Source organism: Variovorax guangxiensis (genome assembly GCF_003952165.1).
Classification (GTDB): Bacteria; Pseudomonadota; Gammaproteobacteria; order Burkholderiales; family Burkholderiaceae_C; genus Variovorax; species Variovorax guangxiensis.
In genome coordinates, this window is record NZ_RXFT01000001.1 from 559,759 (window position 1) to 585,046 (window position 25,288).

Sequence of the window (25,288 nt, forward strand, 5' to 3'; positions counted from 1 at the left end):
GTCTCATGACATGAAGCGCTGCCACAGTGCCGCGGCCCAGATGCCCCCGCACAGCGTGAGCGACAGCAGCACGGCGGCGCTGCCCATGTCCTTGGCGCGCTTGGAGAGGTCGTGCCACTCGGGCCCGATGCGGTCGATGGCGGCTTCCACGGCCGTATTGAGCAGCTCGACGATCATCACGAGGATGGCGCTGCCTGCGAGCAGTGCGACCTCGACCCAGCTCCGCCCGAGCCAGAAGGCGGCCGGGATCATGATGATCGACAGGATGGCTTCCTGGCGGAATGCGGGCTCGCTCCAGCCGGCGCGCAGGCCGTGCAGCGAGATCAGCGTGGCATGCCAGACGCGCTCGAAGCCCTTGCGGGCCTTCTGCGGGTTGACGGCGGGATCGGGAAGCTTCGGCACGGCACTCATCGGCGGCTCATCGGTTTGGAGGTGATGAGCCGTGTACCGGCCCAGGCGTCGTGCCAGAACTGGCGGTCGGGGTGAAAGCGTGCCAGCACGGCCCAGACGGCCACCCAGCCGAAGATCAGCACGGTCGATTTGCCGCCCGACAGCTTGAAGGGCGCGATGGCGGCCAGCGGCGGCAGGAACCAGACCCAGCTCAGCAGATAGCGCGCGAGCGCGCGGCGCTGGCTCACAGGCCGGCCGAGCATGTCGACGATGCGGATGTTCCAGGTTTTCATGGCGAGGGTCTGGCCCTTGGTCCAGAACCAGACGAAGTACACGCCGAATACTACGAAAAGGAAAGCCTGCAGCAGATGGCGCCGCGAATCCATGGCGTCGCGCATCTGGCCGAGGGTGCTGAAGAGCCAGCCCGAGACGAACACCACCGCGAACAGCAGCATGCCCTCGTACAGCCAGCAGGCCATGCGGCGCCAGAGGCCGGGCACTACGGAAACAGGAGCGCTGGCTGCGGGAGGGGTGGAGGAGGCGGGCTGGTCGGAGCCTGAGGCTTCGGAAGAGCTGGAAACCATCGAAGCCTTGCGGTCAGGGGGCCGAGGAGGAAGGCGGCTGCTCTGCTGCCGACGACGGCGCCGGCACCTGGGCTTCGGCGGGGACCGGCGGAGTCGCCGAGCTGGGCGACGGGGCAGGGGCTGCCGGCACCACGGAAACCGCTGGCGTCGCCGCCGCGGGGGCAGGTGCACGCTCGGGCGGTGACGACACCAGCACGGTCGTGGCCGGCGTGGCGGCAGGCGCGGGCGGCGGGGCCAGCAGGATGCGCGGTGTGTGCTGCCCGCCTGGGGTGATGGCGGGTACGGGCACGAGCTTCTGGGACGACACCGGCCGCACGGGAATGGCGGCGCCGCGTGGCTTGGGCGGAGCGCGCTCGGCGAGCTTGCGCTTTTCTTCTTCGCTCAAGGCTTGATACTGCTCCCACTTGACCTTGCGCTCGTCAGCCGGAATGCGCTTGACCTCGGCGAAGTTCAGGCGGGCCTGGGCGCGCTGCTGGTTGCTCAGGGCGGCCCATTCGATCATGCGGCTATGCAGGGTGGACTGGTCGTCCGCGGACATGCTCCCGAAGTTGCGCGAAAGCGCCAGCCACTTCCGCTTCTGTCCGATGTTCAACGTGTTCCAGTGGGTACCCAGGGGTTTGAGCGCCTGCTGTTGCTCGGCCGTGAGCTCGCTCCAGAGCGGCTTGGTCGTGGAGACCGCCTTGGGACTGGAGGCCGGCGCGGAGCTTCCAGCCGCTTTCGAGGCCGCCTCGGAGTGAGGCTGGGCGCAGGCAATCGTCAGGCTGAAGGCCGCGACAACAAACGCCCCTGCCCAAACGACTGCGCCCGCCGGAAGCGGGCGCAACGGGCGGGGGCTGTTCGCGCTGGAAGTGGAACGGCGTCGCATTCGATCGATGAAGGTTCAGTCGGAGGCGTTTTCGGCCTTGAGAAATTGGGCAAAACCGGGGTCGGTATAGGCGGCCGGAGGGAGATCGCCCGTCAGCAGCGCGGAATCCACTTCGGCCAGCTCGCTGGCGCGGTCGTCGTCCTGCATCACGCTGATGGTGATCAGGCCTGCGACGAGTGCGATCAGCGGCACCACGGAACCGATGCGGGTCCACCAGCTGCCGCCCATGGTCAGCGTATGGCCCGACTGAACCACCACAGGCGCGGCCCTCAATTGCGGGGCCTGCTTGCGCGCCGCAACGGCCTGCGCGCGCGCCACGCGCAGCCGCTCGCTGATGTCGTGCGGCAATTCGCCGTTGCCGGCCGAAAGGCGGGCGGCAAGACGCTTGCCGAACTGGTCTTCGGCGACGGTGTTGGTTGAGGTTGGAACCTTAGTGTTCATAGCGATATTCCCTTGGCCTTGAGCGCCTTGCTCAGAGCGTGGACGGCTCGCGAGCAATGGGTTTTGACGCTGCCCTCGGAGCAGCCCATCGCGGCGGCCGTCTCTGCGACGTCCATTTCCTCCCAGTAACGCATCAGGAAAGCCTCGCGTTGACGGCCCGGCAATGCTGCGATCTGCTCCTCGATTTCCTGGAAGATCTGGGCACGGCGGGTCGTGTCTTCGGCGCTCTCCGACTCCCTAGAGTCGGCCGGCGAGACGAAGTTCTCCAGCAGGTCGAAATCTCCGTCTTCGTCGACCGAATCGAAATCGCTGAGGTTGGAGAACAGGGCGCGCCTGGTTTTCTGGCGGCGGAACCAGTCGAGCGTGCAGTTCGACAGGATGCGCTGGAACAGCATCGGCAGTTCGGCCGCGGGCTTGTCCCCGTAGTGCTGGGCCAGCTTCATCATGCTGTCCTGCACGATATCGAGGGCTGCTTCTTCATCCCGCACGTGATAGACCGAGCGCTTGAAAGCGCGCCGTTCGACGCTTTTCAGGAAGTCGGAGAGTTCTTGTTCAGTGGCCAAGCGAGAGGGGGCGCGCAGGGCGCGCCGCGTGGGAATGGGGTCTAGCGATCGCTACGTTTATCGCCGCGGATTATGCCTTTGTAGCTTTACAAGGCAGCTGAAGCGAATATGAACGCCCGGAAATGTCATAATCCGGGTCGCAAGTCAAAAGGCAAACGGGTCACGGTCCGGCGGAACATCAGTCCGCTCATGGCTTTGGCCTCAAGTCCTGGCGCGACCTCACAAGGGTTGGCAAGGGGCACCCAAGGTATTTCGTTCCCGAAATAAACAAAGGTTGATCATGGAAATCTCCAAGGCGGAAATCGTCTCCGCAGCCGCTGCGTCCGCTGGCGCCGGCAACTCGACTCAGGAACTCATGGGCGCCGAAGTGCTGGTCAAGGCACTGCAGGCCGAAGGCGTCCAATACGTCTGGGGCTACCCAGGCGGCGCGGTTCTCTACATCTACGACGCGTTCTACAAGCAGGACACCATCCAGCACGTGCTGGTGCGCCACGAGCAGGCCGCCGTCCATGCGGCCGACGGCTATGCCCGTGCCACCGGCGAAGTCGGCGTGGCGCTGGTCACTTCCGGTCCCGGCCTGACCAACGCGGTCACCGGCATCGCGACGGCGTACATGGACTCGATCCCGATGGTGATCATCTCGGGCCAGGTGCCGACGGCGGCCATCGGCCTCGACGCATTCCAGGAATGCGATACGGTCGGCATCACCCGTCCCATCGTCAAGCACAACTTCCTCGTCAAGGATCCCAAGGATCTGGCCATGACGATGAAGAAGGCCTTCCACATCGCACGCAGCGGCCGTCCGGGCCCCGTGGTGGTGGACGTGCCCAAGGACGTCTCGTTCAAGAAGATCCCGTACGCTGGCTATCCCGACAAGGTCGAGATGCGCTCGTACAACCCGGTGCGCAAGGGCCACGGCGGTCAGATCCGCAAGGCGCTGCAGTTGCTGCTGGCCGCCAAGCGCCCCTACATCTACACCGGCGGCGGCGTGCTGCTGGGCAATGCCTGCAACGAGCTGCGCACACTGGTCGACATGCTGGGCTATCCGGTCACCAATACGCTGATGGGCCTGGGTGCCTATCCGGCGAGCGACCGCAAGTTCCTGGGCATGCTGGGCATGCACGGCACCATCGAGGCCAACAACGCGATGCAGAACTGCGACGTGCTGCTGGCGGTGGGCGCGCGCTTCGACGACCGCGTGATCGGCAATCCCAAGCACTTCGCGCAGAACGAACGCAAGATCATCCACGTCGACATCGACCCGTCGAGCATCTCCAAGCGCGTGAAGGTAGACATCCCGATCGTCGGCGACGTGAAGGACGTGCTCACCGAGCTGATCTCGATGATCCGTGAGAGCACAGCCAAGCCCGATGCAGGCGCCCTGGCCGACTGGTGGAAGACCATCGAGTCCTGGCGTTCGCGCGACTGCCTGAAGTACGACCGCGGCAACAAGGACGTGATCAAGCCGCAGTACGTGGTCGAGACCCTCTGGAACATGACCAAGGACACCGACACGTACATCACGTCGGACGTCGGCCAGCACCAGATGTGGGCCGCCCAGTACTACCGCTTCGACGAGCCGCGCCGCTGGATCAATTCCGGCGGCCTGGGCACCATGGGCGTGGGCATTCCCTACGCCATGGGGATCAAGCTCGCCAAGCCCGATTCGGAAGTGTTCACCATCACCGGCGAAGGCTCGGTGCAGATGTGCATCCAGGAACTCTCCACCTGCCTGCAGTACAACACGCCGATCAAGATCTGCTCGCTCAACAACCGCTACCTGGGCATGGTTCGCCAGTGGCAGGAGATCGAATACTCCGGCCGCTACAGCCACAGCTACATGGATGCGCTGCCCAACTTCGTGAAGCTCGCCGAGGCCTATGGCCACGTCGGCATGCTGATCGAGCGTCCACAAGACGTGGAGCCGGCGCTGCGCGAGGCGCGCAAGCTCAAGGACCGCACGGTGTTCATGGACTTCCGCACCGACCCGACCGAGAACGTGTTCCCGATGGTGAAGGCCGGCATGGGCATCACCGAGATGCTGCTGGGTTCCGAAGATCTTTGACCGATCGACGGAACGGACATTCGCTCAACTCTTAACTACTGACGAATCTATTGCCCGCCAAGCCCGCGCATTACCGTGCACGGGGGAGGGCGGCGAAAAGAGGAGTCACGCAAACATGAAACACATCATCGCAGTGCTGCTGGAAAACGAGCCGGGTGCTCTTTCCCGCGTGGTGGGCCTGTTCTCGGCCCGCGGCTACAACATCGAATCGCTCACGGTGGCGCCCACGGAGGACTCGAGCCTCTCGCGCATGACCATCGTCACCACCGGCTCGGACGACGTGATCGAGCAGATCACCAAGCACCTGAACCGCCTGATCGAAGTGGTGAAGGTCGTCGACCTCACCGAAGGCGCCTACACCGAACGCGAGCTCATGATGGTGAAGGTGCGCGCGGTCGGCAAGGAGCGCGAGGAGATGATGCGCATGGCGGAGATCTTCCGCGGCCGCATCATCGACGTGACCGACAAGAGCTACACCATCGAACTCACCGGCGACCACGGCAAGAACGACGCTTTCCTGGAAGCGATCGAGCGTAGCGCTATCCTCGAGACTGTCCGTACCGGTGCCAGCGGCATCGGCCGCGGCGAGCGCATCCTGCGCGTGTAGGAGGGTGAAGGCGCCCTCAGTTCATACGTTCATCCACACATGAGGCAAGAGTGATGCGAGGTCTGCTCGGTTTCGACAGGATGGTGACCCCGGCGATCGTCCGGGTGCTCTACTTCCTCGGACTGCTGGGCGTGGTCGTGCTGGCGGTGGCCGCGCTGTTCCAGCGGCAGTACCTGCCGGCCTTCACAGTCCTGATCTTCGGCACCATCGGCGTACGCATCTACAGCGAACTGCTCATCGTGCTGTTCCGCATCCACGACAGCCTCGTGTCCATCAACCAGCAGATGAAGGACCGGAATTCGTCCGGCCTTTGAGTGAAGTGCATCCGTACGGATGCTCGAGATTTTTTAGGAGAGATTGAAATGAAGGTTTACTACGACAAGGACGCTGACCTGAGCCTCATCAAGGGCAAGACGGTTGCAATCATCGGCTACGGCTCGCAAGGCCATGCGCACGCACAGAACCTGAACGACAGCGGCGTCAAGGTCGTGGTCGGCCTGCGCAAGGGTGGCGCCTCGTGGCCCAAGGTCGAGAAGGCCGGCCTGAAGGTCGCCGAAGTCGCCGACGCCGTGAAGGCCGCCGACGTCGTGATGATCCTGCTGCCCGACGAGCAGATCGCCAACGTCTACAAGAACGACGTCGCCCCCAACATCAAGGAAGGCGCTTCGCTGGTGTTCGCGCACGGCTTCAACGTGCACTACGGCTTCGTTCAGCCGCGCGCCGACCTCGACGTGTGGATGGTCGCTCCCAAGGCCCCTGGCCACACCGTGCGCAGCACCTACACCCAGGGTGGCGGCGTGCCCCACCTCGTGGCGGTGCACCAGGACAAGACCGGCAAGGCGCGTGACCTCGCGCTGAGCTACGCCACCGCCAACGGCGGCGGCAAGGCCGGCATCATCGAAACCAACTTCCGCGAAGAAACCGAGACCGACCTGTTCGGCGAACAAGCGGTCCTGTGCGGCGGCACGGTCGAACTGATCAAGGCCGGCTTCGAAACGCTGGTGGAAGCCGGCTACGCCCCTGAAATGGCGTACTTCGAGTGCCTGCACGAGCTGAAGCTGATCGTCGACCTGATCTACGAAGGCGGCATCGCCAACATGAACTACTCGATCTCGAACAACGCCGAGTACGGCGAGTACGTCACCGGCCCGCGCGTCGTGACGGAAGAGACCAAGAAGGTCATGAAGCAGGTGCTGAAGGACATCCAGACCGGCGAGTACGCCAAGAGCTTCGTGCTGGAAAACGCCGCCGGCGCTCCCACGCTGATCAGCCGCCGCCGCCTGAATGCAGAGCACCAGATCGAAGTCGTCGGCGAAAAGCTCCGCGCGATGATGCCCTGGATCAAGAAGAACAAGCTGGTCGACCAGACCCGCAACTGATCTGCGAGCCAGGAGGGCGCTTCGGCGCCCGTTTCCCGAGGGCCACCCGTTGCGGTGGCCCTTTTGTTTGACGAGGGGCGGCGCGGCCCCTGAACTACACTGCGAACCATGCGATTCAAAGATCAAGATGCTATCGAATGGATAGCTGTCAGCGCAGTGCCCACGAGGGATGGAGGCGAATTCAATGCATGACGACACGCTCCCCGACGATGTGCCGCCGCGCAAGCGGCGCAAGGGCATCTACATCCTGCCGAACCTGTTCACGCTGGCGGCGCTTTTCGGCGGCTTCTATTCGGTCGTGATGGCCATGAATGCGCGCTTCGACCTCGCGGCGCTCGGCGTGTTCGCGGCGATGATCCTCGATAGCCTCGATGGCCGCGTCGCGCGCATGACCAACACGCAGAGCGCGTTCGGCGAGCAGATGGATTCGCTGTCCGACATGGTGTCCTTCGGCGCGGCGCCGGCGCTCATCGCCTACGAGTGGTCGCTCAAGGGACTGGGCCGCTGGGGCTGGATCGCGGCCTTCGTGTACTGCGCCTGCGCGGCGCTGCGGCTCGCGCGCTTCAACGTCAACACCGGCGTGGTCGACAAGCGCTGGTTCCAGGGGCTGCCGTCGCCCGCGGCCGCGGCGCTAGTGGCGGGCTTCATCTGGCTGGTGAACGAGTGGGGCAAGCGGGGGGGCGAGGTGCTGTATCTCTCGTGGACGCAGATCACATGGGTGACTTTCGCGTTCACGCTGTACGCGGGCCTCACGATGGTCACCAACGCGCCGTTCTACAGCTTCAAGGACATCCAGATGAAGAAGAGCGTGCCGTTCGCGGTGATCGTGCTGATCGCGCTGGGCATTGCCGTCATCAACATCCATCCGCCGACAGTGCTGTTCGGCCTGTTCGTCGTCTATGGCCTGAGCGGCTACGTGGTCTATGCATGGCGCAAGGCCAAGGGCCAGCAGGCCAGCGTGATCAGCACGTCGACCGAGGAGCCCGACGAACGGGGCTTGCATAACTGAGTGTGGCTTGTGCTACATTCGTCACCCTCATGAACAAGATTTCGCTGCTGGCCCTACTAGACCTCCCTCGCGGGCGGAGACGGTAGCGCACGCGCAAATCCCTCACCACGGCCCGTTCGCACCAGCAACGGGCCGTTTGTTTTTTGGGGTTGCTGGTCGATTACCAACCATCTAAGAGAAATCGACATGCTCAAGCAACCTCAAAGCAAATATCGCGCATTCGCCCCGATCGGCCTCAAGGACCGTACCTGGCCCGATGCCGTGCTGACCAAGGCGCCGATCTGGCTGTCGACCGATCTGCGTGATGGCAACCAGGCCCTGGTCGAGCCCATGGACATCGCGCGCAAGATGCGCATGTTCGAAACCCTCGTGGCCATCGGCTTCAAGGAGATCGAAGTCGGCTTTCCCTCTGCTTCGCAGATCGAGTTCGATTTCGTGCGCAAGCTCATCGAGGAAGACCGCATTCCCGACGACGTGACGATCCAGGTGCTGACGCAGGCGCGCGACCACCTCATCGCTCGCACCTTCGAAGCGCTGCAGGGCGCCCCGCGCGCCATCGTGCACCTCTACAACGCCGTCGCGCCCGTGATGCGCCGCGTGGTGCTCGGCATGGACGAAGACCAGATCGTCGAGCTCGCCAGCAGCCACGCCCGCATGTTCAACGAGTTCGCCGCCAGGCAGCCGAACACGAAGTGGACCTTCCAGTACTCGCCCGAAATGTTCTCGGGCACCGACGTCCACTTCTCCAAGCGCGTAGTCGATGCCGTCACCGAAGTCTGGGCACCGACGCCCGAGCGCAAGTGCATCGTCAACCTGCCCACCACGGTCGAGCACTCCACGCCGAACATCTTCGCCGACATGATCGAGTGGATGCACCGCAACCTCGCTCGCCGCGACTCCATCGTGCTGTGCGTGCATCCGCACAATGACCGCGGCACCGGTACGGCGGCCGGCGAACTGGCCTTGATGGCCGGCGCCGAGCGCATCGAAGGCTGCCTTTTCGGCAACGGCGAGCGCACGGGCAACCTCGACCTGGTGAACGTCGCGCTCAACCTCTACACCCAGGGCGTCTCGCCGGAGCTCGACTTCTCGAACATCGACGAGATCCGCGCGACGGTCGAGCACTGCAACCAGATCCCGGTGCACCCGCGCCATCCGTACGTGGGCGACCTGGTCTACACCTCGTTCTCGGGCTCGCACCAGGATGCGATCAAGAAGGCCTTCGCGGCACGCAAGGACGGCGACATCTGGGAGATTCCGTACCTCCCCATCGACCCGAAGGACGTGGGCCGCAGCTACGAGGCCGTGATCCGCGTGAACAGCCAGTCGGGCAAGGGCGGCATGGCCTACCTGCTCGAGAGCGAATACGGCATCGAGATGCCGCGCCGCCTGCAGATGGAATTCATGCAGTCGGTGCAGCGCGTGATGGACGTGGCCGGCAAGGAGCTCACCGCCGCCGACCTCTGGCAGCTGTTCGTGCGCGAATATGGCATCGAGACCGCGCAATCGCTGCGGCACCGCCTGATCGAGGAGAAGAGCGAGGGCGCCGACGCCGCCGTGGCAATTCACGCCGACGTGCATTGGGACGGTGAAGTCCGCGCCATCGAAGGCCGCGGCAACGGCCCCATCGACGCCTTCACCCAGGCGCTGAGCCAGGCCACTGGCCATTCCGTGCGCGTGATGGACTACCACCAGCACGCCATCGGCGCGGGTGCCGACGCCAAGTCGGTGGCCTACCTGGAGCTGCGCGTGGATGGCAACCAGACGCTCTTCGGCGTCGGCGTGGACGCGAACGTGGTCACGGCCTCGCTGAAGGCGATCGTCTCGGGCGTGCAACGTGCGCGTGCCCGGGGCGCGCACAGCGCACAATCGGTGGTTGAAGTCGCCTGACGCTGAAGCGCTGGTCCGGTCCGGACGCGCAGGAAGGGCGCGTACGAAGGAGAACCACGATGACCGACCAGCTGATCATTTTCGACACCACCCTGCGCGACGGCGAGCAATCGCCGGGCGCCTCGATGACGCGCGACGAGAAGATGCGCATCGCCAAGCTGCTGGAGCGGCTGAAGGTCGACGTCATCGAGGCCGGCTTCCCGGCCAGCTCGAACGGCGACTTCGAGGCGGTGAAGGCGATCGCCAACGCGATCAAGGATTCGACGGTGTGCGGTCTCTCGCGCGCCAACGACCGCGACATCGGGCGCGCGGCCGAGGCCCTGAAGGGCGCCGCCCGGGGGCGGATCCACACCTTCATCGCAACTTCGCCGCTTCACATGGAAAAGAAGCTGCGCATGTCGCCCGAGGAAGTCCATGAGCAGGCCAGGCTGGCCGTGCGCTTCGCGCGCAACCAGATCGGCGACGTGGAGTTCAGCCCGGAAGACGGCTATCGCAGCGACCCCGACTTCCTGTGCCGCGTGCTCGAGACCGTGATCAACGAGGGCGCTACCACCATCAACGTGCCCGACACCGTCGGCTACGCCATCCCCGAGCTCTACGGCAACTTCATCAAGATGCTGCGCGAGCGCATTCCCAACAGCGACAAGGCGATCTGGTCGGTGCACTGCCACAACGACCTGGGCATGGCCGTGGCGAACTCGCTGGCCGGCGTGAAGATCGGCGGCGCGCGCCAGGTGGAGTGCACCATCAACGGCCTGGGCGAGCGCGCGGGCAATTGCTCGCTCGAAGAGGTCGTGATGGCTGTGAAGACCCGCAAGGACTACTTCGGTCTCGACCTGCGCATCGACACGCAACACATCGTGGCCGCGAGCCGCATGGTCAGCCAGACCACCGGTTTCGTGGTGCAGCCCAACAAGGCGGTGGTGGGAGCCAATGCCTTCGCGCACGCTTCGGGTATCCACCAGGACGGTGTGCTCAAGGCGCGCGACACCTACGAAATCATGCGCGCCGAGGACGTGGGCTGGACGGCCAACAAGATCGTCCTGGGCAAGCTCAGCGGTCGCAACGCCTTCAAGCAGCGCCTGCAGGAGCTGGGCGTGGCCATGGACAGCGAGGGCGAGATCAACGCCGCCTTCCTGCGCTTCAAGGAGCTGGCCGACCGGAAGTCGGAGATTTTCGACGAGGACATTCTTGCGCTCGTCAGCGCCGAAGAGGTGTCGAACGTTGGTGAGCAGTTTGCTTTCGTCTCTCTCTCCCAGCACAGCGAAACCGGCGAGCGCCCCCAGGCGAAAATCGTGTTCACCGTCCAGGGCAAGGAAGTCACCGGCGAATCCGACGGAAATGGCCCGGTTGATGCTTCCCTGAAGGCCATCGAGTCGCACGTCAAGAGCGGTGCCGAAATGGTTCTTTACTCTGTAAATGCCATCAGCGGCTCGACGGAAAGCCAGGGAGAAGTTACAGTCCGGTTACAAAACGCAGGGCGGGTGGTCAACGGTGTGGGTGCAGATCCGGACATCGTTGTCGCTTCGGCTAAGGCTTATTTGAGTGCGCTCAACAAGTTACAGAGCCAAGCTGAGAGAGTTGCGGCACAAGGTTAGGTTTTCGGGCGATCCTTGATATTCGAATGAAGAAGAGGATGCAAGTAACTGATATTGCGTGTCTTTTTTGATTTCGATACACTGCGGTCCTCGTTTTTGCCGCTGGAGATTTTTTAATGCCTGAAGCCCGCCTACGCCGAGTTTCCAGCCAGCGGTTCCTGCCCGCTTTCAAAGCCATCGCCGTCGCGCTCTGCGCCACGGCGTTTTTGCTGCCTGGCGCCCAGGCCGCGAAGAAGGAAAAGCCCGCCGCCGCCAAGACCGCCGTCGCCTCCAAGAAGGCGAAGGGGCCGGTGCCGGTCGAAGTCAAGCGCAACGCCGCTTCCTCCAAGACCGCCACTGTCGCCAAGCGCGGCGGCCGTGCCGAAAAGGCCGAACGTGCCGAGAAGGTGGTTCGCGGCGGCCGCAACGTCGTCGCCACCATCCACAAGAAGAACGGCAAGACCGTGGTGGCCGTGCAGCGCCGCTCGGTGGTTCGCGTCGTCGAGGCGCCCGCGCGCCAGTCCTTCGGCCAGATGGCCGGGCTGCATGGAACCGAAGATGCGCTCGACCTGAAGTCGAGCGTCGCCCTGGTCATCGACCAGGACACCCACGAAGTGCTGTTCAGCAAGAACGACCATGCCGTGCTGCCGATCGCTTCGCTTACCAAGCTCATGACCGGCCTGCTCATCAGCGAGGCCCATCTGCCGAACGACGAACTCATCACCATCACCCAGGACGACGTCGACACCGAGAAGCGCAGCAGCTCGCGCCTGACGGTAGGCACCACGCTCTCGCGCGGCGAACTGCTGCACCTGGCGCTGATGTCGAGCGAAAACCGCGCCGCGCACGCGCTGGGCCGCACCTACCCGGGCGGCCTGACGACCTTCGTGAGCATCATGAATGCCAAGGCCAAGATGCTCGGCATGAAGGACACGCGCTACGTGGAACCGACCGGCCTCTCGAGCCGCAACCAGTCGAGCGCGCAAGACCTGGCGCTGCTGGTCAATGCCGCCTATGCCGATGCCACGGTGCGTTCGCTGTCCACCTCGCCTGAATACCAGGTCGAAGTCGGCAACCGAGTGCTGCAGTTCAACACCACCAACCGCCTCGTGAAGAGCCCCGACTGGGAAATCGGCGTGCAGAAGACCGGCTACATCTCCGAAGCCGGCCAGTGCCTCGTGATGCAGGCGCGGGTGGCGGGCCGCAAGCTGATCATGGTGTTCCTGGATTCGGCCGGCAAGTTCAGCCGTATCGCCGATGCGGAGCGCGTCCGCCGCTGGGTTGAAGCCACGCACTCGGTGGGCTCGCCGGCGGCTTCGTCGCGCAATGCTGCTTACCAGGTGGCTGGCTGATCAGCCGATCGGGCAAGTCCCCGGCCCTCCACCTCCAACGAAAAACAGGCCCTCTCGGGGCCTGTTTTGCTTGGGGGTGGCTGTTTGGCCCGCTTGTCAGACGCTGGCCGATGGTGCAGACCCCCCCGAGGGTGACGGCGTTGCCGGCATGCCTTCCTTGAACCCCAGCGCACCCGAGATTTCGTTTGCCGTCGCCTGCAGCTTGGGCAGCCAGCCCTCGTCCAGCCGGTCGGCCGGCGCGGAGATCGACAGCCCCGCCACCAGCTTGCCCTGGTCGTCGTAGATGCCTGCGGCCATGCAACGCACACCCAACTCCAGTTCTTCGTTGTCGCGGGCAATGCCGTATTGGCGCGCCTTCGACAACTCGCGCTCCAGCGCCGGCAGCTGGGTGATGCTGTTGCGCGTGTGGCCCGCCAGGCCGGTGCGGGTGGCGTAGCTGCGCACCCGTTGCGGGTCATCGGCCGCCAGGAACAGCTTGCCGGTCGAAGTCAGGTGCAGCGCGGCGCGGCCGCCGATGGCACGCACCACCTGCATGCCCGAGCGCTCGCTGTAGGAGCGCTCGATGTACACGATCTCGTCGCCCTGGCGCATGCTGAGGTTGACGGGCTGCTGCGTCAGCTTGTGCAGCTCGCGCATCGGGCCCAAGGCCGCGTCGCGCACGTTGAGCCGGCCCTTGACCAGGTTGCCCAGCTCCAGCAGGCGCATGCCGAGCCGGTAGCTCCCGGCCTCGGGGCGGTCGACGAAACGGCCGACTGCCAGGTCGTTGAGGATGCGGTGCGTGGTCGACGGGTGGAGCCCCGTCTTTTCGCTGATCTCCTTCAGCGAAATGGCGTCCTCGCGCGATGCCAGGACGTCGATCAGCGCAAACATGCGCTCGATCACCTGGATCACGGGAACGGCGGGAATGTCGGATTGGTTTTTTCTCATGGCGCTCTGCGGTGATGACCGAGCGCCATTTTACCTTGTGAAATCACTTGGCGGCTGCCAGCGGCCATCCAACAACACTTCATGAGGGGAGAAGCGCGCCTTGTAGTTCATCTTGGGGCTGTGCTCGATCCAGTAGCCCAGGTAGACGTGCGGCAGCCCGAGCTTGCGGGCCTGCTCGATCTGCCATAGCACGCTGTAGGTGCCGTAGCCGGCGCTCGAATCGGGCTCGTAGAAGGTGTAGACGGCCGAGATGCCGTCGTTGAGCACATCGAGGATCGACACCATCCTGAGCGCTCCCGCGCTGCCGTCGGGCTGGGTCTCGCGGAATTCCACCAGCCGCGAGTTGACGCGGCTCTGGAGCAGGAACTGGGTGTACTGGTCGATGCTGTCGTGGTCCATGCCGCCGCCTGCGTGGCGGCCGTTCTGGTAGCGCAGGTAGAGCTGGTAGTGCTCCGGCATGAAGCACAGCTTGAGCACGCGGGCCTGCAGGTTTGCGTGCTGCTTCAGCGCCCGGCGCTGGCTGCGGTTGGGATGGAAGGCATTGGCCAGCACGCGCAGCGGAATGCAGGCCCGGCAACCATCGCAGTACGGCCGGTAGGTGAACATGCCGCTGCGCCGGAAGCCGCTGAGCACCAGGTCCGAATAGGCGTCGTTGTGGATCAGGTGGCTGGGCGTGGCCACTTGCGAGCGGGCTTGCCGGTCCGGCAGGTAGCTGCACGGGTAGGGCGCAGTCGCGTAGAACTGCAGTGTGTGAAGCGGGAGGTCCTTGAGGTGCGTCACGTCAGGGAAGGAGGTCGCGCTGAAAGGAGTTCGGACCAGTATACGGGCTCGAATCGCCACCGTGGGCCCTCTTGCTGCCGTGCCCCTGCCACGTGCGCGACGAAGCGCTTGCGCGCCATTTCGCGTGCGCCGAGGCTCGCGAGGTGGGCGGTGTTCTGCTGGCAGTCGATCATCCGCACGCCGAAGTGGCGGCATAGCGACACCAGCGCGGCCAGCGCGATCTTCGATGCGTCCGGCCGGCGGGTGAACATCGACTCGCCGAACACCGCGCGGCCCAGCGAAACGCAGTAGAGGCCGCCCGCCAGTTCGCCATCGATCCAGGTCTCGACGCTGTGGGCGTGGCCCGCGCGGTGCAAATCCGTATAGGCCGCCACCATGTCCGGCACGATCCAGGTGCCCGACTGGCCCACCCGCGGCGAGGCCGAGCAGGCCCTGATGACGGCCTCGAAACCGTGGTCGATGCGCACCTCGCAGCCGGGCGTTTCCACGAAGCGCGCCAGGGTCTTGCGCAGAGAGCGGTGCAGCCTGAACTCGTCCACCTGCAGCACCATGCGTGGGTCGGGGCTCCACCACAGGATCGGCTGGTCCTCGCTGAACCAGGGAAAGACACAGTTGCCGTACGCCTGCATCAGAGTATCGACGTCGAGAGCACCTCCGGCGGCCAGCAGGCCGGGCACCGGGTCGGCCACGCCCCAGGCCGAGGCGGGGTCGGGCAGGGCATCTCCAGGTTCCAGCCAGGGAAGTTGTCGCATGGGCATAGGTATACACGGCTTCGCAAACACCAATCCAGTGGGCGAAAATCGCTGGTCGCCGATATCGCCACCAGCGTTCGGCCCACACGCCACGGCACCACAAGACCCGCCGGAAACCCTATAGTGCACAGCTTGCATCCGCAGCACCCACGAACAGATCAGGCAGGCCCGAGCGCACGCCGGGGATAAGTACAAGAGGACAACGTTGACCACTGAACCCAATCCCACCCGCTTCGGCAGCGGCCAGGCAGTGCGCCGCCTGGAAGATGAAAGCCTTCTGTCGGGCGCCGGCCGCTACACCGACGACGTCACGCTCCCCGAGCAGGCGCACCTCGTCTTCCTTCGATCCTCTTACCCGCACGCGCGCATCCTGTCCATCGACACCAGCGCCGCCGCCGCCATGCCCGGCGTGCTGCGAGTGATCACCGGCGCCGAGATGGTGGAGGCCGGCGTCAAACCTCTTCCTGGTGCCGCCGGCTTCAAGCGCGCCGACGGCAGCGACAGCGCCAGCCCCCCGCGCCGAGCCATCGCCCACGAGCGCACCCGTTTCGTCGGCGAAGTGGTGGCGGCCGTGGTGGCCGACACCGTGCAGCAGGCGCGCGACGCCGCCGAAGCCATCGTGGTCGACTACGAAGACCTGCCCATGGTGGTCGACCTCGCCAGTGCCACCGCGGAAGGCGCGCCGCTGCTGTGCGAGGAGGCCACCGGCAACATCTCCGCCGAAATGCGCCACGGCAGCAGCGAGGCTGCCACGGCCGCCTTCGCCAAGGCCAGCCACGTGGTCGCGCTCGACGTGAACAACCAGCGCGTGGTCGCCCTGACGATCGAGCCGCGCTCGGTGCTCGCGGCGCGCGACGCCGAAACCGGCCGCCTCACGATCCGCATGAGCACCCAGATGCCCTCCGGCGTGCGCGATTCCATCTGCGCCGCCATCGGCCTGCCCAAGGAAAAGGTGCGCGTGGTGGTAGGAGATGTCGGCGGCGGCTTCGGCATGAAGACCGGCGCCTACCCGGAGGACATCGCCGTCGCCTATGCGGCGCTCCAGGTGGACCGGCCGGTGAAGTGGGTGGCCGACCGCAGCGAGGAGTTCCTCTCCAGCGCGCACGGCCGCGACATCGAGGCGCGCGCCGAGATGGCACTCGACGCCGATGGCAAGATCCTCGCGCTGCGCATCAAGACGCTGGCCAACGTCGGCGCCTACGCGACCGGCACCGGCGTCGCAATCCAGCTGCTGATCGGCCCCTGGGTGCAGACCAGCGTCTACGACATCCAGACCATCGACTTCCATTTCAAGGCGGTGCTCACCAACACCGCTCCCACTGGCGCCTACCGCGGCGCGGGCCGCCCCGAAGCCATCTTCACCATCGAACGGCTCATGGACGAGGCCGCGCGCCAGACCGGCATCGACCGCATCGTGCTGCGCCGGCGCAACTTCATCCGCCCCGAGCAGATGCCGTACAAGAACCCGATGGCGCAGACCTACGACACGGGCAACTTCGAGTCGGTGATGGACCAGGCGCTCACGCTTGCCGACTGGCAGGGTTTCGAGAGCCGCGCCGCCGAGTCGGCCGGCCGTGGCAAGCACCGCGGCCTGGGCATCGCCACTTTCCTCGAATGGACCGGCGGCAACGTGTTCGAGGAGCGCGTCACCGTCTCGGTGCAGGCCGACGGCGTGATCGAGGTTTTCTCGGCCGTCAACGCCATGGGGCAGGGCATTGCCACCTCGCTGGCCCAGCTCGCCGTGGATGCCTTCGGCGTGCCCATCGAGAAAGTGCGCGTGGTGCTGGGCGACACCGACCGCGGCGACGGCTTCGGCAGCGCCGGCTCGCGCTCTCTCTTCACCGGCGGCTCGGCCGTGCGCATCGGCGCCGAGCGCACCATCGACAAGGCTCGCGAACTGGCCGCGCAGGAGTTCGAGGCGGCGCTCGACGACATCGTCTACAGCCGAGGCGTCTTCAACGTGGCCGGCACCGACCTCGAACTCGACCTCTTCACGCTCGCGGCGAAGCAACCGGGGCGCGAGATCTTCGTCGACTCCACCAGCACCGTGGCCGGCCCCACCTGGCCCAACGGCTGCCACATCTGCGAGATCGAGATCGATCCGCCCACCGGCGAGATCAGCGTGGTGGCCTACAGCTCGGTCAACGACGTGGGCCGCGTCATCAATCCGATGATCGTGCGCGGCCAGCTCGAAGGCGGTGCGGTGCAGGGCATCGGCCAGGCGCTGTACGAGCAGGTGGTGTACGACCACGAGACCGGCCAGCCCGTCACCGGCAGCCTGATGGACTACGCCGCCCCGCGCGCCGACATCGTCGACACCATGTTCAACATGGAGATGGACGAGTCGACGCCCTGCAAGAACAACCCGCTGGGCGTGAAGGGCGTGGGCGAGCTGGGCACCATCGGCGCCACGCCGGCCATCGTGAATGCGGTGGCCGACGCCTTCGCGCGCAACGGCTTCGCTACGCGCGCGCCGCGGCTGCACATGCCGCTGAGCCCTGCGCGTGTCTGGCAGGCGATGCAAACGGTCGATTGAGCAATCGTTTTCGTGGGGCAGAAAGGCACCGGCCATGCTTGTCACCACCGAGGTCCGGACCGATGCGATCCGCATCGCCAGCTACCGCTGCGACGCGGGGCCCGACGCGCAGCCCTTCACCGAGCTGCACGAAGGCCATTCCGTCTCGTACGTGCGAAGGGGCAGCTTCGGCTATCGCACGCGCGGAAATGCCTATGAGCTGGTCGCCGGCTCGGTGCTGGTCGGCTGTCCGGGCGACGAGTACGTCTGCACGCACGACCACCATCTCTGCGGCGACGAGTGCCTGGCCTTTCATCTCTCGCCGGGCTTCGTAGACCTGATCGGCGGTGACCGCAAGACCTGGCGCACCGGCGGTGTGCCGCCGCTGGCCGAGCTCGTGGTCATCGGCGAGCTGGCCCAGGCCGCTGCCGACGGACAGAGCGACGTGGGGCTGGACGAACTGGGCATGTGGTTCGCGAGCCGCTTCGTCGAGGTCGTCTCGGGGCGAGCGAAGCCAAAGTTGCCGTCCCCGGCCATCTCTCGCGACCGCCGCCGCGCGGTCGATGCCGCGATGTGGATCGACGCCAACCTGCAGCACGACATCGGCCTCGACGGCGCCGCTGCCGAAGCCGGCCTGAGCTCCTTCCACTTCCTGCGGCTCTTCTCGCAGGTGCTGGGCGTCACGCCGCACCAGTACCTCGTGCGCTCGCGCCTGCGGCATGCCGCGCGCCTGCTGGCCGACGACGACAGCCGGCCCGTGACCGAGGTCGCGCTGGACGTGGGCTTTGCCGACCTCAGCAACTTCGTGCGCACCTTCCATCGCGCAGCGGGCGTGTCGCCGGGCGGCTTCCGCAAGGCGGCGAAAGGCGACCGCAAGATTCTCCAAGATCGCATCGCGGCGCTCTTCGATGATGGACTCCTGATCAACCCATCGAGTAGGAAGCCATCATGTACGACCACATCGGACTGAAAGTCAAAGACCTCGCCGCGAGCCGCCGCTTCTACGAAGCAGCGCTCGCGCCGCTGGGCCATGTTCCGGGCCCGCACGACGACAGCTACGCCGGCATCGGCCCGGCCGACGAACCCGCGCTGTGGCTCTACGCCGCCAAGGGCGCGAAGGGGCCGGGCACTCACATCGCATTCCGTGCACCGAACCACGAGGCCGTGGCCGCCTTCCACAAGGCCGGCCTGAAAGCCGGCGGCACCGACAACGGTGGCGCGGGCCCCAGGCCGGACTACAGCCCGACCTATTACGCTGCCTTCCTGATCGACCCCGACGGCAACAACGTCGAAGCGGTCTGCCCCTGAAGAGAGGTTCCACGCCATGGCCACGGTCTACAAGGAATTCATCGTCGAGGCGAGCGCGGCGCAGGTCTGGGACGCGCTGCGCCACTTCGATGCAGTGCACACGCGGCTCGCGCCGGGCTTTCTCACGGCCTGCACGATCGATGAGGAGGGCGCGCGCATCCTGACCTTCGCCAACGGCCTCGTCGCGCGCGAACTGCTGGTGGGCATCGACGAGGCCCATCGTCGGCTGGCCTACACCGTCACCGGCGGGCAGGCGAGGCATCACCATGCGACGGCGCAGGTTTTCGAGGAAGGCGAAGGCCGCTCGCGCTTCGTCTGGATCACCGACGTGCTGCCCGATGCGATGGCGGCCTACATCGGGCCGATGATGGAGCAGGGCGGCGCTGCCATGAAGGCCGCGCTGGAAGGTCGCCCGGTTCCGTCTGCGGCCTAGAAGTCTTCGAGCGGCAGCCCGACGTAGTTCTCCGCCAGCGCGGTGGAGGCGGCGGCCGAATGCACCAGGTAGTCGAGCTCGGCTTCCTGGATCTTCTGGCCGAAGGCGCCCGTCTCCGGAAAACGGTGCATCAACGAGGTGAACCACCACGAGAAGCGCTCGGCCTTCCATACGCGGCGCAGGCACAGGTCGGAATAGCGGTCGAGCGCCGAGGCCGACTTCTCGCCGTAGAAGATTTCGAATGCGCGCGAGAGATACCCGACGTCGGCCGTGGCGAGGTTCAGCCCCTTGGCGCCCGTCGGCGGCACGATGTGCGCCGCGTCGCCCGCCAGGAACAGCGAGCCGAAGCGCATCGGCTCGGCGACGAAGCTGCGCAGCGGTGCAATGCTCTTCTCCAGCGAAGGCCCGGTCACCAGTCGCTCGCGCGCTTCGGGGTCGAGGCGTGCGCGAAGCTCGTTCCAGAAAGCCTCGTCGCTCCAGTTCTCCACCCGCTCCTCGGTGGGCACCTGCACGTAGTAGCGGCTGCGCGTGGCGCTGCGCATGCTGCACAGCGCGAAGCCGCGCTCGGTGTTGGCGTAGATGAGTTCGTGCGACACGGGCGGCACGTCGGCCAGCACGCCGAGCCAGCCGAAGGGGTAGATCTTTTCGTAGGTCTGGATCGCATCGGCCGGCACGCTGGCGCGGCTCACGCCGTGGTAGCCGTCGCAGCCGGCGATGAAGTCGCATTCGATCTCGTGCGTCTGGCCATCCTTTTCGTAGCGCACGCGGGGCTTGCCCGACTGGAAGTCGTGTAGGCTCACGTTGGCCGCGCTGTAGATGGTGGCGAGCCCTTCGGCCGCGCGCGCTTCCATCAGGTCGCGCGTCACTTCGGTCTGGCCGTACACCGTCACCTGCTTGCCGCCCGTGAGGCCGTGCATGTCGATGCGGTGGCGCGCACCCTTGAAGAGCAGCTCGATGCCCTCGTGCGGCAGTCCCTCGGCCTTGGCGCGGGCGTCGACGCCCGCACGCGCCAGCAGGTCCATCGTGACCTGTTCGAGCACGCCGGCGCGGATGCGGCCGAGCACGTAGTCGCCGCTCTGGCGTTCGACAATGACGTTGTCGATGCCTGCCTTGTGCAGAAGCTGTCCGAGCAGAAGGCCGGCGGGTCCGGCTCCGATGATGGCGACCTGGGTGCGCATGTTCGTGTCTCCGAGAGGGTTTCACGAAGCGTAGGGGGCACGGGGCCTTCCAGGGAGGCCGTGCGCGCGGCTGTGTGCGATCATGCGAATGCGTGCGCGATCATCGCGCAACACTTCCACAGACGACGAACCCCATCCTCCATCGACCGAAGAATGAGCATCGCCAAGGCCGACTTCATCGAGGGCATCGCCAAGGGCATGGCCGTGCTCGAAAGCTTCGACACCGAGCGCCAGCGCCTGAACGCCACCCTGGCCGCCGAACGTGCCGGCCTCACGCGCGCAGCAGCCCGCCGCCATTTGCTGACGCTGGCCCACCTGGGCTACCTGGAAACCGACGGCAGCTATTTCTGGATGGCGCCGAAGGTGCTGCGCTTCTCGGGCAGCTATCTCGCGTCTTCCCGATTGCCGCGGGCGCTGCAGCCCACGCTGAACCGGCTCGCGGCGCAGACCGGCGAGTCGTTCTCGGCCGTGGTGCTCGACGGGGAAGAGGTGGTCATCGTCGCGCGCAGCGGCAGCTACGGCACGCCGACGCGCGTGCTGGCCTATGGCCTGCACCTGGGGGCGCGGCTGCCCGCGCATGCCACTTCCACCGGGCGCGTGCTGCTCGCGGCGATGGCGCCGGCGCAGTTCACGCAGTGGCTCAAGGGCCGGCATCTCGCACGGCTCACGCCGCGCACGGTGACGCAGGCGCGCGGCCTGCGTCAGCTGATCGCCCGCGCGCGCAAGGACGACTACTGTTTCGCCAGCGAAGAGCACGAGCTGGGCGTGCAGGCGCTGGCCGTGCCGCTGCGCGACATGCAGGGCCATACGGTGGCCGCGCTCAACGTGGTGCTCTCGGGCACGCGCTACCAGGAAGAGACGCTGCAGCGCGAGATGCTGCCGCTGCTGTTCGAGGCCGCACGGGAAGTCCGTTCGCTTCTCTGATCTGAACTTTGGCAGCGGCCCGCGCCTCGAATCCCCGAAACGGACACAACCATGCGACTCCTACTCCTCGAAGACGACGTGATGATCGGCGAAGCGGTGCTCGACCTGCTGCGCGCCGAGCAATACGCAGTGGACTGGGTGAAAGACGGCGAGGCCGCCGAATCGGCCCTGCGCACCCAGCAATACGACCTCGTGATGCTCGACCTCGGCGTGCCCAGGCGCGACGGGCTTGAGGTGCTGCGCAACCTGCGCGCGCGCAAGCAGCGCATGCCGGTGCTGATCGCCACGGCGCGCGACTCGGTGCAGCAGCGCATCGAAGGCCTGGATGCCGGCGCCGACGACTACGTGCTCAAGCCCTACGACCTCGACGAGCTGCTGGCGCGGATCCGGGCCCTGCTGCGCCGCGCGGCGGGGCGTGCGGAACCGGTGTACGAGCACATGGGTGTGAGCATCAACCCGGCCACGCGCGAGGTCACTGTGGCCGGCCAGCCCGTGGTGCTGTCGGCGCGTGAATGGGCCGTGCTGGAGCCCCTGCTGGCCCGGCCCGGCATGGTGCTGTCGCGCGCCCAGCTCGAAGAGAAGCTCTACAGCTGGAAGGACGAGATCAGCAGCAACGCCGTCGAGGTCTACGTGCACGGCCTGCGCAAGAAGCTCGGCGCGGAGCTGATCCGCAACGTGCGCGGCGTCGGCTACATGGTGCCGAAACTATGACTCACCCCCAGGCTTCGCGCACTTCGTGTCGCTTCGCCAACCCCCTTCCGGGGGCGACGCCTACGGCCCGGCAAAGCCGGTTCCGTGTCGTCCCGCGAAGGGGGCGTGTATGAGCAGAGTCATTGGTTCGCTGACAGGCTCGCTGCGCGCGCGGCTGCTGTGGTTCCTGCTCGCAGCCATCGTGCTGGCGGCGGGGGCGCAGGCACTGGTGGCCTACCGCACGGTGCTGGCCGAGGCCGACGATATCTTCGACTATCACATGCAGCAGATGGCGCTGTCGCTGCGCGCCGGCCTGCCGCCGAGCGCTGCGGTGGGCGGGCTGGGCGCCGCCGAGCAGAACTTCGATTTCGTCGTGCAGGTGTGGACGGCCGATGGCACGCGCATCTTCGAATCCGCCGAGCAGGCCGCGCTGCCGCAGCTCGCGGTGCTGGGCTTCGCCGACGTGAACGCGCGCGGCACCACCTACCGCGTGTTCTCGATGCAGACGCGCGGGCTGGTGATCCAGGTGGCGCAGGACATGGCCGCGCGGCGCCACATGGCCGGCACGCTGGCCCTGCGCACCATCGCGCCGGTGGCGCTGATGGCGCCGCTGCTGATGCTGGTCGTGTGGTGGGTGGTGAGCCAGTCGCTCGCGCCGGTGGCGCGGGTGCGCAAGCAGGTGGCCTCGCGCCAGGCCGACGATCTCTCCCCGGTGAGCGAGGAGAACCTGCCCGAGGAGGTGCGCCCGCTGGTGCAGGAACTGAACCTGCTCTTCGACCGCGTACGCCATGCCTTCGACGCGCAGAAGCACTTCGTCGCCGATGCCGCGCACGAGCTGCGCTCGCCGCTGGCCGCGCTCAAGCTGCAGGTGCAGGGCCTGCAGCGCGCGCCTGACGATGCCTCGCGCGAGTTGGCGGTGAGCAGGCTGGTGGCGGGCATTGACCGGGCGACGCGTCTGGTCGAGCAAATGCTTGCGCTGGCCCGGCATGAAGCCAGCATGGCGGCCGGCGCGAAGCCCGAGCCGGTGGACCTGGCCGAGGTGGCCCGGCTCGCGGTGTCCGACGCCGTGGCGGCCGCACAGGCGCGCGGCATCGACATCGGCATCGCCCATGCCGACAAGGCGGTGGTGCATGGACAGTCCGAGGCGCTTCGGATGCTGCTGCGCAACCTGCTGGAGAACGCGATCAAGTACACGCCGGTGGAAGGCCGCGTCGACATCGGCATCGCGCGCAAGGGCGATACGGCCGAACTCACCGTGGACGACAGCGGGCCAGGCCTGCCGCCGGAGGAGCGCGAGCGGGTGCTCGACCGGTTCTATCGCTCCGGCGAATCCCAGGCGCCCGGCAGCGGCCTTGGGCTGGCCATCGTCAAGTCGATTGCCGACCTGCACGGGGCCACGGTGGCGCTGGAGCAGTCGCCCAGCCTCGGCGGGCTGCGCGTGCTGGTGCGCTTTCCCGCGCGCTCCTGAACTGGAGCTGAGCCCCGGCCGCGCCGTTTAAGCGGCGCTTAAGTCAGACCCGCGACATTCCTTTCATCGTTTTGCGTCCATACGCCTTGAAAGGAACCGACAAATGAACTCACGTCTGACTTCGCCCCGTGCCCTGGCCATCGCGCTGGCAAGCGCCGGCGTGATCGGTGCCGTCGGCGCCGGCGCCTACACCAGCGCCCGCGCCGTGGGCGCGCCGACCACCAATGCCGTCGCCACCGCGCCCGCGGCCATGGTCACGCTGCCCGACTTCTCGACGATCACTTCGCGCGACGGCCCGGCCGTGGTCAACATCAGCGTGACCGGCACCATGAAGGCCTCCGACGACGAGGCAGCCGCCGAGATCCAGGGCATCGATCCGGACGATCCGATGTTCCAGTTCTTTCGCCGCTTCCAGGGCCAGATGAATCCGCGCGGCCAGCAACAGCAGCGCGAAGTGCCGGTGCGCGCGCAGGGGTCGGGCTTCATCGTCGACCCCAGCGGCATCATCATCACCAACGCCCACGTGGTGAAGGACGCGAAGGAAGTCACCGTCAAGCTCACCGACCGCCGCGAGTACCGCGCGAAGGTGCTGGGCGCCGACGCCAAGACCGACATCGCGGTGCTCAAGATCGACGCGAAGAACCTGCCCGTGCTCGCGCTGGGCAACACCAAGGATCTGAAGGTCGGCGAATGGGTGCTGGCCATCGGCTCGCCCTTCGGCTTCGAGAACACCGTCACGGCCGGCGTGGTGAGCGCCAAGGGCCGCTCGCTGCCCGACGACAGCTACGTGCCCTTCATCCAGACCGACGTGGCGGTGAACCCCGGCAATTCCGGCGGTCCGCTGCTCAACACGCGCGGCGAGGTGGTCGGCATCAACTCGCAGATCTACAGCCGCAGCGGCGGCTACCAGGGCGTGTCGTTCGCGATCCCGATTGACGTGGCGATCCAGGTGAAGGACCAGATCGTCGCCACCGGCAAGGCGCAGCACGCACGCCTTGGCATCGCGGTGCAGGAGGTGAACCAGGCCTTCGCCGATTCGTTCAAGCTCGACAAGCCCGAAGGCGCGCTGGTCTCGAACATCGAGAAGGGCGGCCCCGGCGACAAGGCCGGCCTGAAGGCGGGCGATGTGATCCGCAAGGTCGACGGCCAGCCCATCGTGTCCTCGGGCGACCTGCCCGCGGTGATCGGCCAGCAGGCGCCCGGCAAGAAGGTCACGCTCGAAGTGTGGCGCCAGGGCGAACGCCAGGAGCTGCAGGCCAAGCTCGGCGATGCGAGCGACAAGCCCGCGAAGGTCGCCAAGGCCGATGCCGACGTGGGACAGGGCAAGCTGGGCCTGGCGCTGCGCCCGTTGCAGCCGCAGGAAAAGCGCGAAGCCTCCGTCGACAACGGCCTGCTGATCGAAGACGCGGCCGGCCCCTCGGCGCAGGCCGGGGTGCAGGCGGGCGACGTGCTGCTGGCCATCAACGGCACGCCGGCGCAGAGCGTGGAGCAGGTGCGCGAGGTGGTGACCAAGGCCAGCAATAAGTCGGTGGCGCTCTTGATCCAGCGCGGCGAAGACAAGATCTTCGTGCCGGTGCGTATCGGTTGAGTT

The 25,288-nt window shown here is 66.3% G+C and carries 25 protein-coding genes; 16 read left to right on the top strand and 9 right to left on the bottom strand.

From position 1 onward, the window contains the following. Positions 1-3: 3 nt before the first annotated feature. Genes EJP67_RS02720 through EJP67_RS02740 form a run of 5 tightly spaced genes read right to left on the bottom strand, consistent with a single transcriptional unit; the run spans position 4 to position 2,843 of the window. Positions 4-411 carry a diacylglycerol kinase gene (locus EJP67_RS02720; protein ID WP_126019146.1) on the bottom strand — a complete coding sequence of 136 codons (408 nt, stop codon included), beginning with the start codon at positions 409-411 and terminating at the stop codon, positions 4-6. Further along, positions 408-974 (bottom strand): RDD family protein, encoded by a 567-nt coding sequence (locus EJP67_RS02725; protein ID WP_126019148.1) that lies wholly within the window; start codon positions 972-974, stop codon positions 408-410. The genes EJP67_RS02720 and EJP67_RS02725 overlap by 4 nt, the downstream gene beginning before the upstream one ends. A 13-nt stretch (positions 975-987) precedes the next feature. Then, the gene (locus EJP67_RS02730; protein WP_126019150.1) at positions 988-1,839 is read right to left on the bottom strand and encodes a DUF3106 domain-containing protein; all 852 of its coding nucleotides are present in this window, start codon (positions 1,837-1,839) and stop codon (positions 988-990) included. 15 nt (positions 1,840-1,854) lie between these two features. Then, entirely contained in the window at positions 1,855-2,280 is a 426-nt protein-coding gene (locus EJP67_RS02735) for a DUF3619 family protein (RefSeq protein WP_126019152.1), read from the bottom strand. Beyond that, complete coding sequence (locus EJP67_RS02740; protein ID WP_126019155.1) at positions 2,277-2,843, bottom strand: RNA polymerase sigma factor; 567 nt, start codon at positions 2,841-2,843, stop codon at positions 2,277-2,279. Before EJP67_RS02740 ends, EJP67_RS02735 begins: the two co-directional genes overlap by 4 nt. A gap of 280 nt (positions 2,844-3,123) precedes the next feature. Here EJP67_RS02740 and EJP67_RS02745 point away from each other — a divergent pair, with 280 nt between their 5' ends. The 8 genes from EJP67_RS02745 to EJP67_RS02780 all read left to right on the top strand — a co-directional run bounded on the left by EJP67_RS02745 (position 3,124) and on the right by EJP67_RS02780 (position 12,722). Next, positions 3,124-4,908 (top strand): acetolactate synthase 3 catalytic subunit, encoded by a 1,785-nt coding sequence (locus EJP67_RS02745; protein WP_126019157.1) that lies wholly within the window; start codon positions 3,124-3,126, stop codon positions 4,906-4,908. A 115-nt stretch (positions 4,909-5,023) separates the two neighbouring features. Beyond that, positions 5,024-5,515 (top strand): acetolactate synthase small subunit, encoded by a 492-nt coding sequence (gene ilvN / locus EJP67_RS02750; RefSeq protein WP_081266310.1) that lies wholly within the window; start codon positions 5,024-5,026, stop codon positions 5,513-5,515. 53 nt (positions 5,516-5,568) lie between these two features. Continuing rightward, positions 5,569-5,829 (top strand): DUF4282 domain-containing protein, encoded by a 261-nt coding sequence (locus EJP67_RS02755; protein ID WP_126019159.1) that lies wholly within the window; start codon positions 5,569-5,571, stop codon positions 5,827-5,829. A gap of 48 nt (positions 5,830-5,877) precedes the next feature. Beyond that, the gene (gene ilvC / locus EJP67_RS02760) at positions 5,878-6,894 is read left to right on the top strand and encodes a ketol-acid reductoisomerase (RefSeq protein WP_081266312.1); all 1,017 of its coding nucleotides are present in this window, start codon (positions 5,878-5,880) and stop codon (positions 6,892-6,894) included. A gap of 184 nt (positions 6,895-7,078) precedes the next feature. Beyond that, a complete protein-coding gene (gene pssA, locus EJP67_RS02765) occupies positions 7,079-7,903 on the top strand; it encodes a CDP-diacylglycerol--serine O-phosphatidyltransferase (RefSeq protein WP_019652981.1) in 825 nt (274 codons plus the stop codon). 186 nt (positions 7,904-8,089) lie between these two features. Then, positions 8,090-9,793 carry a 2-isopropylmalate synthase gene (leuA, locus tag EJP67_RS02770; RefSeq protein ID WP_126019162.1) on the top strand — a complete coding sequence of 568 codons (1,704 nt, stop codon included), beginning with the start codon at positions 8,090-8,092 and terminating at the stop codon, positions 9,791-9,793. 59 nt (positions 9,794-9,852) lie between these two features. Beyond that, on the top strand, positions 9,853-11,391 hold the full coding sequence (locus EJP67_RS02775; protein ID WP_126019164.1) for a 2-isopropylmalate synthase: 1,539 nt from the start codon (positions 9,853-9,855) through the stop codon (positions 11,389-11,391). A 116-nt stretch (positions 11,392-11,507) separates the two neighbouring features. After that, positions 11,508-12,722 (top strand): serine hydrolase, encoded by a 1,215-nt coding sequence (locus tag EJP67_RS02780; RefSeq protein ID WP_126019166.1) that lies wholly within the window; start codon positions 11,508-11,510, stop codon positions 12,720-12,722. 96 nt (positions 12,723-12,818) lie between these two features. Here EJP67_RS02780 and EJP67_RS02785 read toward each other — a convergent pair whose 3' ends face one another. The 3 genes from EJP67_RS02785 to aat are packed head-to-tail and all read right to left on the bottom strand — an operon-like array spanning position 12,819 to position 15,181. Continuing rightward, entirely contained in the window at positions 12,819-13,649 is an 831-nt protein-coding gene (locus EJP67_RS02785; RefSeq protein ID WP_126019169.1) for an IclR family transcriptional regulator, read from the bottom strand. Positions 13,650-13,679: 30 nt separating this feature from the next. Further along, entirely contained in the window at positions 13,680-14,429 is a 750-nt protein-coding gene (locus EJP67_RS02790; RefSeq protein WP_126019171.1) for an arginyltransferase, read from the bottom strand. After that, positions 14,426-15,181, bottom strand: a complete 756-nt coding sequence (gene aat, locus EJP67_RS02795; RefSeq protein ID WP_126019173.1) for a leucyl/phenylalanyl-tRNA--protein transferase — start codon at positions 15,179-15,181, stop codon at positions 14,426-14,428. The genes EJP67_RS02790 and aat overlap by 4 nt, the downstream gene beginning before the upstream one ends. 205 nt (positions 15,182-15,386) lie before the next feature. Here aat and EJP67_RS02800 point away from each other — a divergent pair, with 205 nt between their 5' ends. The 4 genes from EJP67_RS02800 to EJP67_RS02815 are packed head-to-tail and all read left to right on the top strand — an operon-like array spanning position 15,387 to position 19,437. After that, on the top strand, positions 15,387-17,717 hold the full coding sequence (locus tag EJP67_RS02800) for a xanthine dehydrogenase family protein molybdopterin-binding subunit (RefSeq protein WP_126019175.1): 2,331 nt from the start codon (positions 15,387-15,389) through the stop codon (positions 17,715-17,717). 34 nt (positions 17,718-17,751) lie between these two features. Next, positions 17,752-18,666: a helix-turn-helix domain-containing protein gene (locus tag EJP67_RS02805; RefSeq protein WP_126019177.1), complete on the top strand. Its 915-nt coding sequence runs from the start codon at positions 17,752-17,754 to the stop codon at positions 18,664-18,666. After that, entirely contained in the window at positions 18,645-19,004 is a 360-nt protein-coding gene (locus EJP67_RS02810; protein WP_093054451.1) for a VOC family protein, read from the top strand. The genes EJP67_RS02805 and EJP67_RS02810 overlap by 22 nt, the downstream gene beginning before the upstream one ends. Positions 19,005-19,020: 16 nt before the next feature. Then, positions 19,021-19,437, top strand: a complete 417-nt coding sequence (locus tag EJP67_RS02815; RefSeq protein ID WP_126019180.1) for an SRPBCC family protein — start codon at positions 19,021-19,023, stop codon at positions 19,435-19,437. Here the strand turns inward: EJP67_RS02815 and pobA are convergent. Continuing rightward, positions 19,434-20,615: a 4-hydroxybenzoate 3-monooxygenase gene (gene pobA, locus EJP67_RS02820; protein WP_126019182.1), complete on the bottom strand. Its 1,182-nt coding sequence runs from the start codon at positions 20,613-20,615 to the stop codon at positions 19,434-19,436. The two genes, EJP67_RS02815 and pobA, sit on opposite strands and share 4 nt — an antisense overlap. Positions 20,616-20,768: 153 nt before the next feature. Here pobA and EJP67_RS02825 point away from each other — a divergent pair, with 153 nt between their 5' ends. From EJP67_RS02825 to EJP67_RS02840, 4 genes are all read left to right on the top strand, one after another. Next, positions 20,769-21,539 (top strand): IclR family transcriptional regulator domain-containing protein, encoded by a 771-nt coding sequence (locus tag EJP67_RS02825; protein ID WP_126019184.1) that lies wholly within the window; start codon positions 20,769-20,771, stop codon positions 21,537-21,539. A gap of 51 nt (positions 21,540-21,590) precedes the next feature. After that, a complete protein-coding gene (locus EJP67_RS02830; RefSeq protein ID WP_056518096.1) occupies positions 21,591-22,250 on the top strand; it encodes a response regulator in 660 nt (219 codons plus the stop codon). A gap of 109 nt (positions 22,251-22,359) precedes the next feature. Further along, positions 22,360-23,697, top strand: a complete 1,338-nt coding sequence (locus EJP67_RS02835) for an ATP-binding protein (RefSeq protein WP_126019186.1) — start codon at positions 22,360-22,362, stop codon at positions 23,695-23,697. 103 nt (positions 23,698-23,800) lie between these two features. Next, on the top strand, positions 23,801-25,285 hold the full coding sequence (locus tag EJP67_RS02840) for a DegQ family serine endoprotease (protein ID WP_126019189.1): 1,485 nt from the start codon (positions 23,801-23,803) through the stop codon (positions 25,283-25,285). Positions 25,286-25,288 lie beyond the last annotated feature (3 nt).

What these genes read in the sequence shown, in the direction of transcription:
- EJP67_RS02805 (WP_126019177.1), top strand. Translation starts at nt 17,752, where the DNA reads ATGCTTGTCACCACCGAGGTCCGGACCGATGCGATCCGCATCGCCAGC.
- EJP67_RS02835 (WP_126019186.1), top strand. Translation starts at nt 22,360, where the DNA reads ATGAGCAGAGTCATTGGTTCGCTGACAGGCTCGCTGCGCGCGCGGCTG.
- ilvN (WP_081266310.1), top strand. Translation starts at nt 5,024, where the DNA reads ATGAAACACATCATCGCAGTGCTGCTGGAAAACGAGCCGGGTGCTCTT.
- EJP67_RS02780 (WP_126019166.1), top strand. Translation starts at nt 11,508, where the DNA reads ATGCCTGAAGCCCGCCTACGCCGAGTTTCCAGCCAGCGGTTCCTGCCC.
- EJP67_RS02725 (WP_126019148.1), bottom strand. Translation starts at nt 974, where the DNA reads ATGGTTTCCAGCTCTTCCGAAGCCTCAGGCTCCGACCAGCCCGCCTCC.
- EJP67_RS02840 (WP_126019189.1), top strand. Translation starts at nt 23,801, where the DNA reads ATGAACTCACGTCTGACTTCGCCCCGTGCCCTGGCCATCGCGCTGGCA.
- pssA (WP_019652981.1), top strand. Translation starts at nt 7,079, where the DNA reads ATGCATGACGACACGCTCCCCGACGATGTGCCGCCGCGCAAGCGGCGC.
- EJP67_RS02745 (WP_126019157.1), top strand. Translation starts at nt 3,124, where the DNA reads ATGGAAATCTCCAAGGCGGAAATCGTCTCCGCAGCCGCTGCGTCCGCT.
- EJP67_RS02735 (WP_126019152.1), bottom strand. Translation starts at nt 2,280, where the DNA reads ATGAACACTAAGGTTCCAACCTCAACCAACACCGTCGCCGAAGACCAG.
- EJP67_RS02720 (WP_126019146.1), bottom strand. Translation starts at nt 411, where the DNA reads ATGAGTGCCGTGCCGAAGCTTCCCGATCCCGCCGTCAACCCGCAGAAG.
- EJP67_RS02775 (WP_126019164.1), top strand. Translation starts at nt 9,853, where the DNA reads ATGACCGACCAGCTGATCATTTTCGACACCACCCTGCGCGACGGCGAG.
- ilvC (WP_081266312.1), top strand. Translation starts at nt 5,878, where the DNA reads ATGAAGGTTTACTACGACAAGGACGCTGACCTGAGCCTCATCAAGGGC.
- leuA (WP_126019162.1), top strand. Translation starts at nt 8,090, where the DNA reads ATGCTCAAGCAACCTCAAAGCAAATATCGCGCATTCGCCCCGATCGGC.
- EJP67_RS02810 (WP_093054451.1), top strand. Translation starts at nt 18,645, where the DNA reads ATGTACGACCACATCGGACTGAAAGTCAAAGACCTCGCCGCGAGCCGC.
- EJP67_RS02785 (WP_126019169.1), bottom strand. Translation starts at nt 13,649, where the DNA reads ATGAGAAAAAACCAATCCGACATTCCCGCCGTTCCCGTGATCCAGGTG.
- EJP67_RS02730 (WP_126019150.1), bottom strand. Translation starts at nt 1,839, where the DNA reads ATGCGACGCCGTTCCACTTCCAGCGCGAACAGCCCCCGCCCGTTGCGC.
- EJP67_RS02815 (WP_126019180.1), top strand. Translation starts at nt 19,021, where the DNA reads ATGGCCACGGTCTACAAGGAATTCATCGTCGAGGCGAGCGCGGCGCAG.
- EJP67_RS02755 (WP_126019159.1), top strand. Translation starts at nt 5,569, where the DNA reads ATGCGAGGTCTGCTCGGTTTCGACAGGATGGTGACCCCGGCGATCGTC.
- aat (WP_126019173.1), bottom strand. Translation starts at nt 15,181, where the DNA reads ATGCGACAACTTCCCTGGCTGGAACCTGGAGATGCCCTGCCCGACCCC.
- EJP67_RS02830 (WP_056518096.1), top strand. Translation starts at nt 21,591, where the DNA reads ATGCGACTCCTACTCCTCGAAGACGACGTGATGATCGGCGAAGCGGTG.
- pobA (WP_126019182.1), bottom strand. Translation starts at nt 20,615, where the DNA reads ATGCGCACCCAGGTCGCCATCATCGGAGCCGGACCCGCCGGCCTTCTG.
- EJP67_RS02825 (WP_126019184.1), top strand. Translation starts at nt 20,769, where the DNA reads ATGAGCATCGCCAAGGCCGACTTCATCGAGGGCATCGCCAAGGGCATG.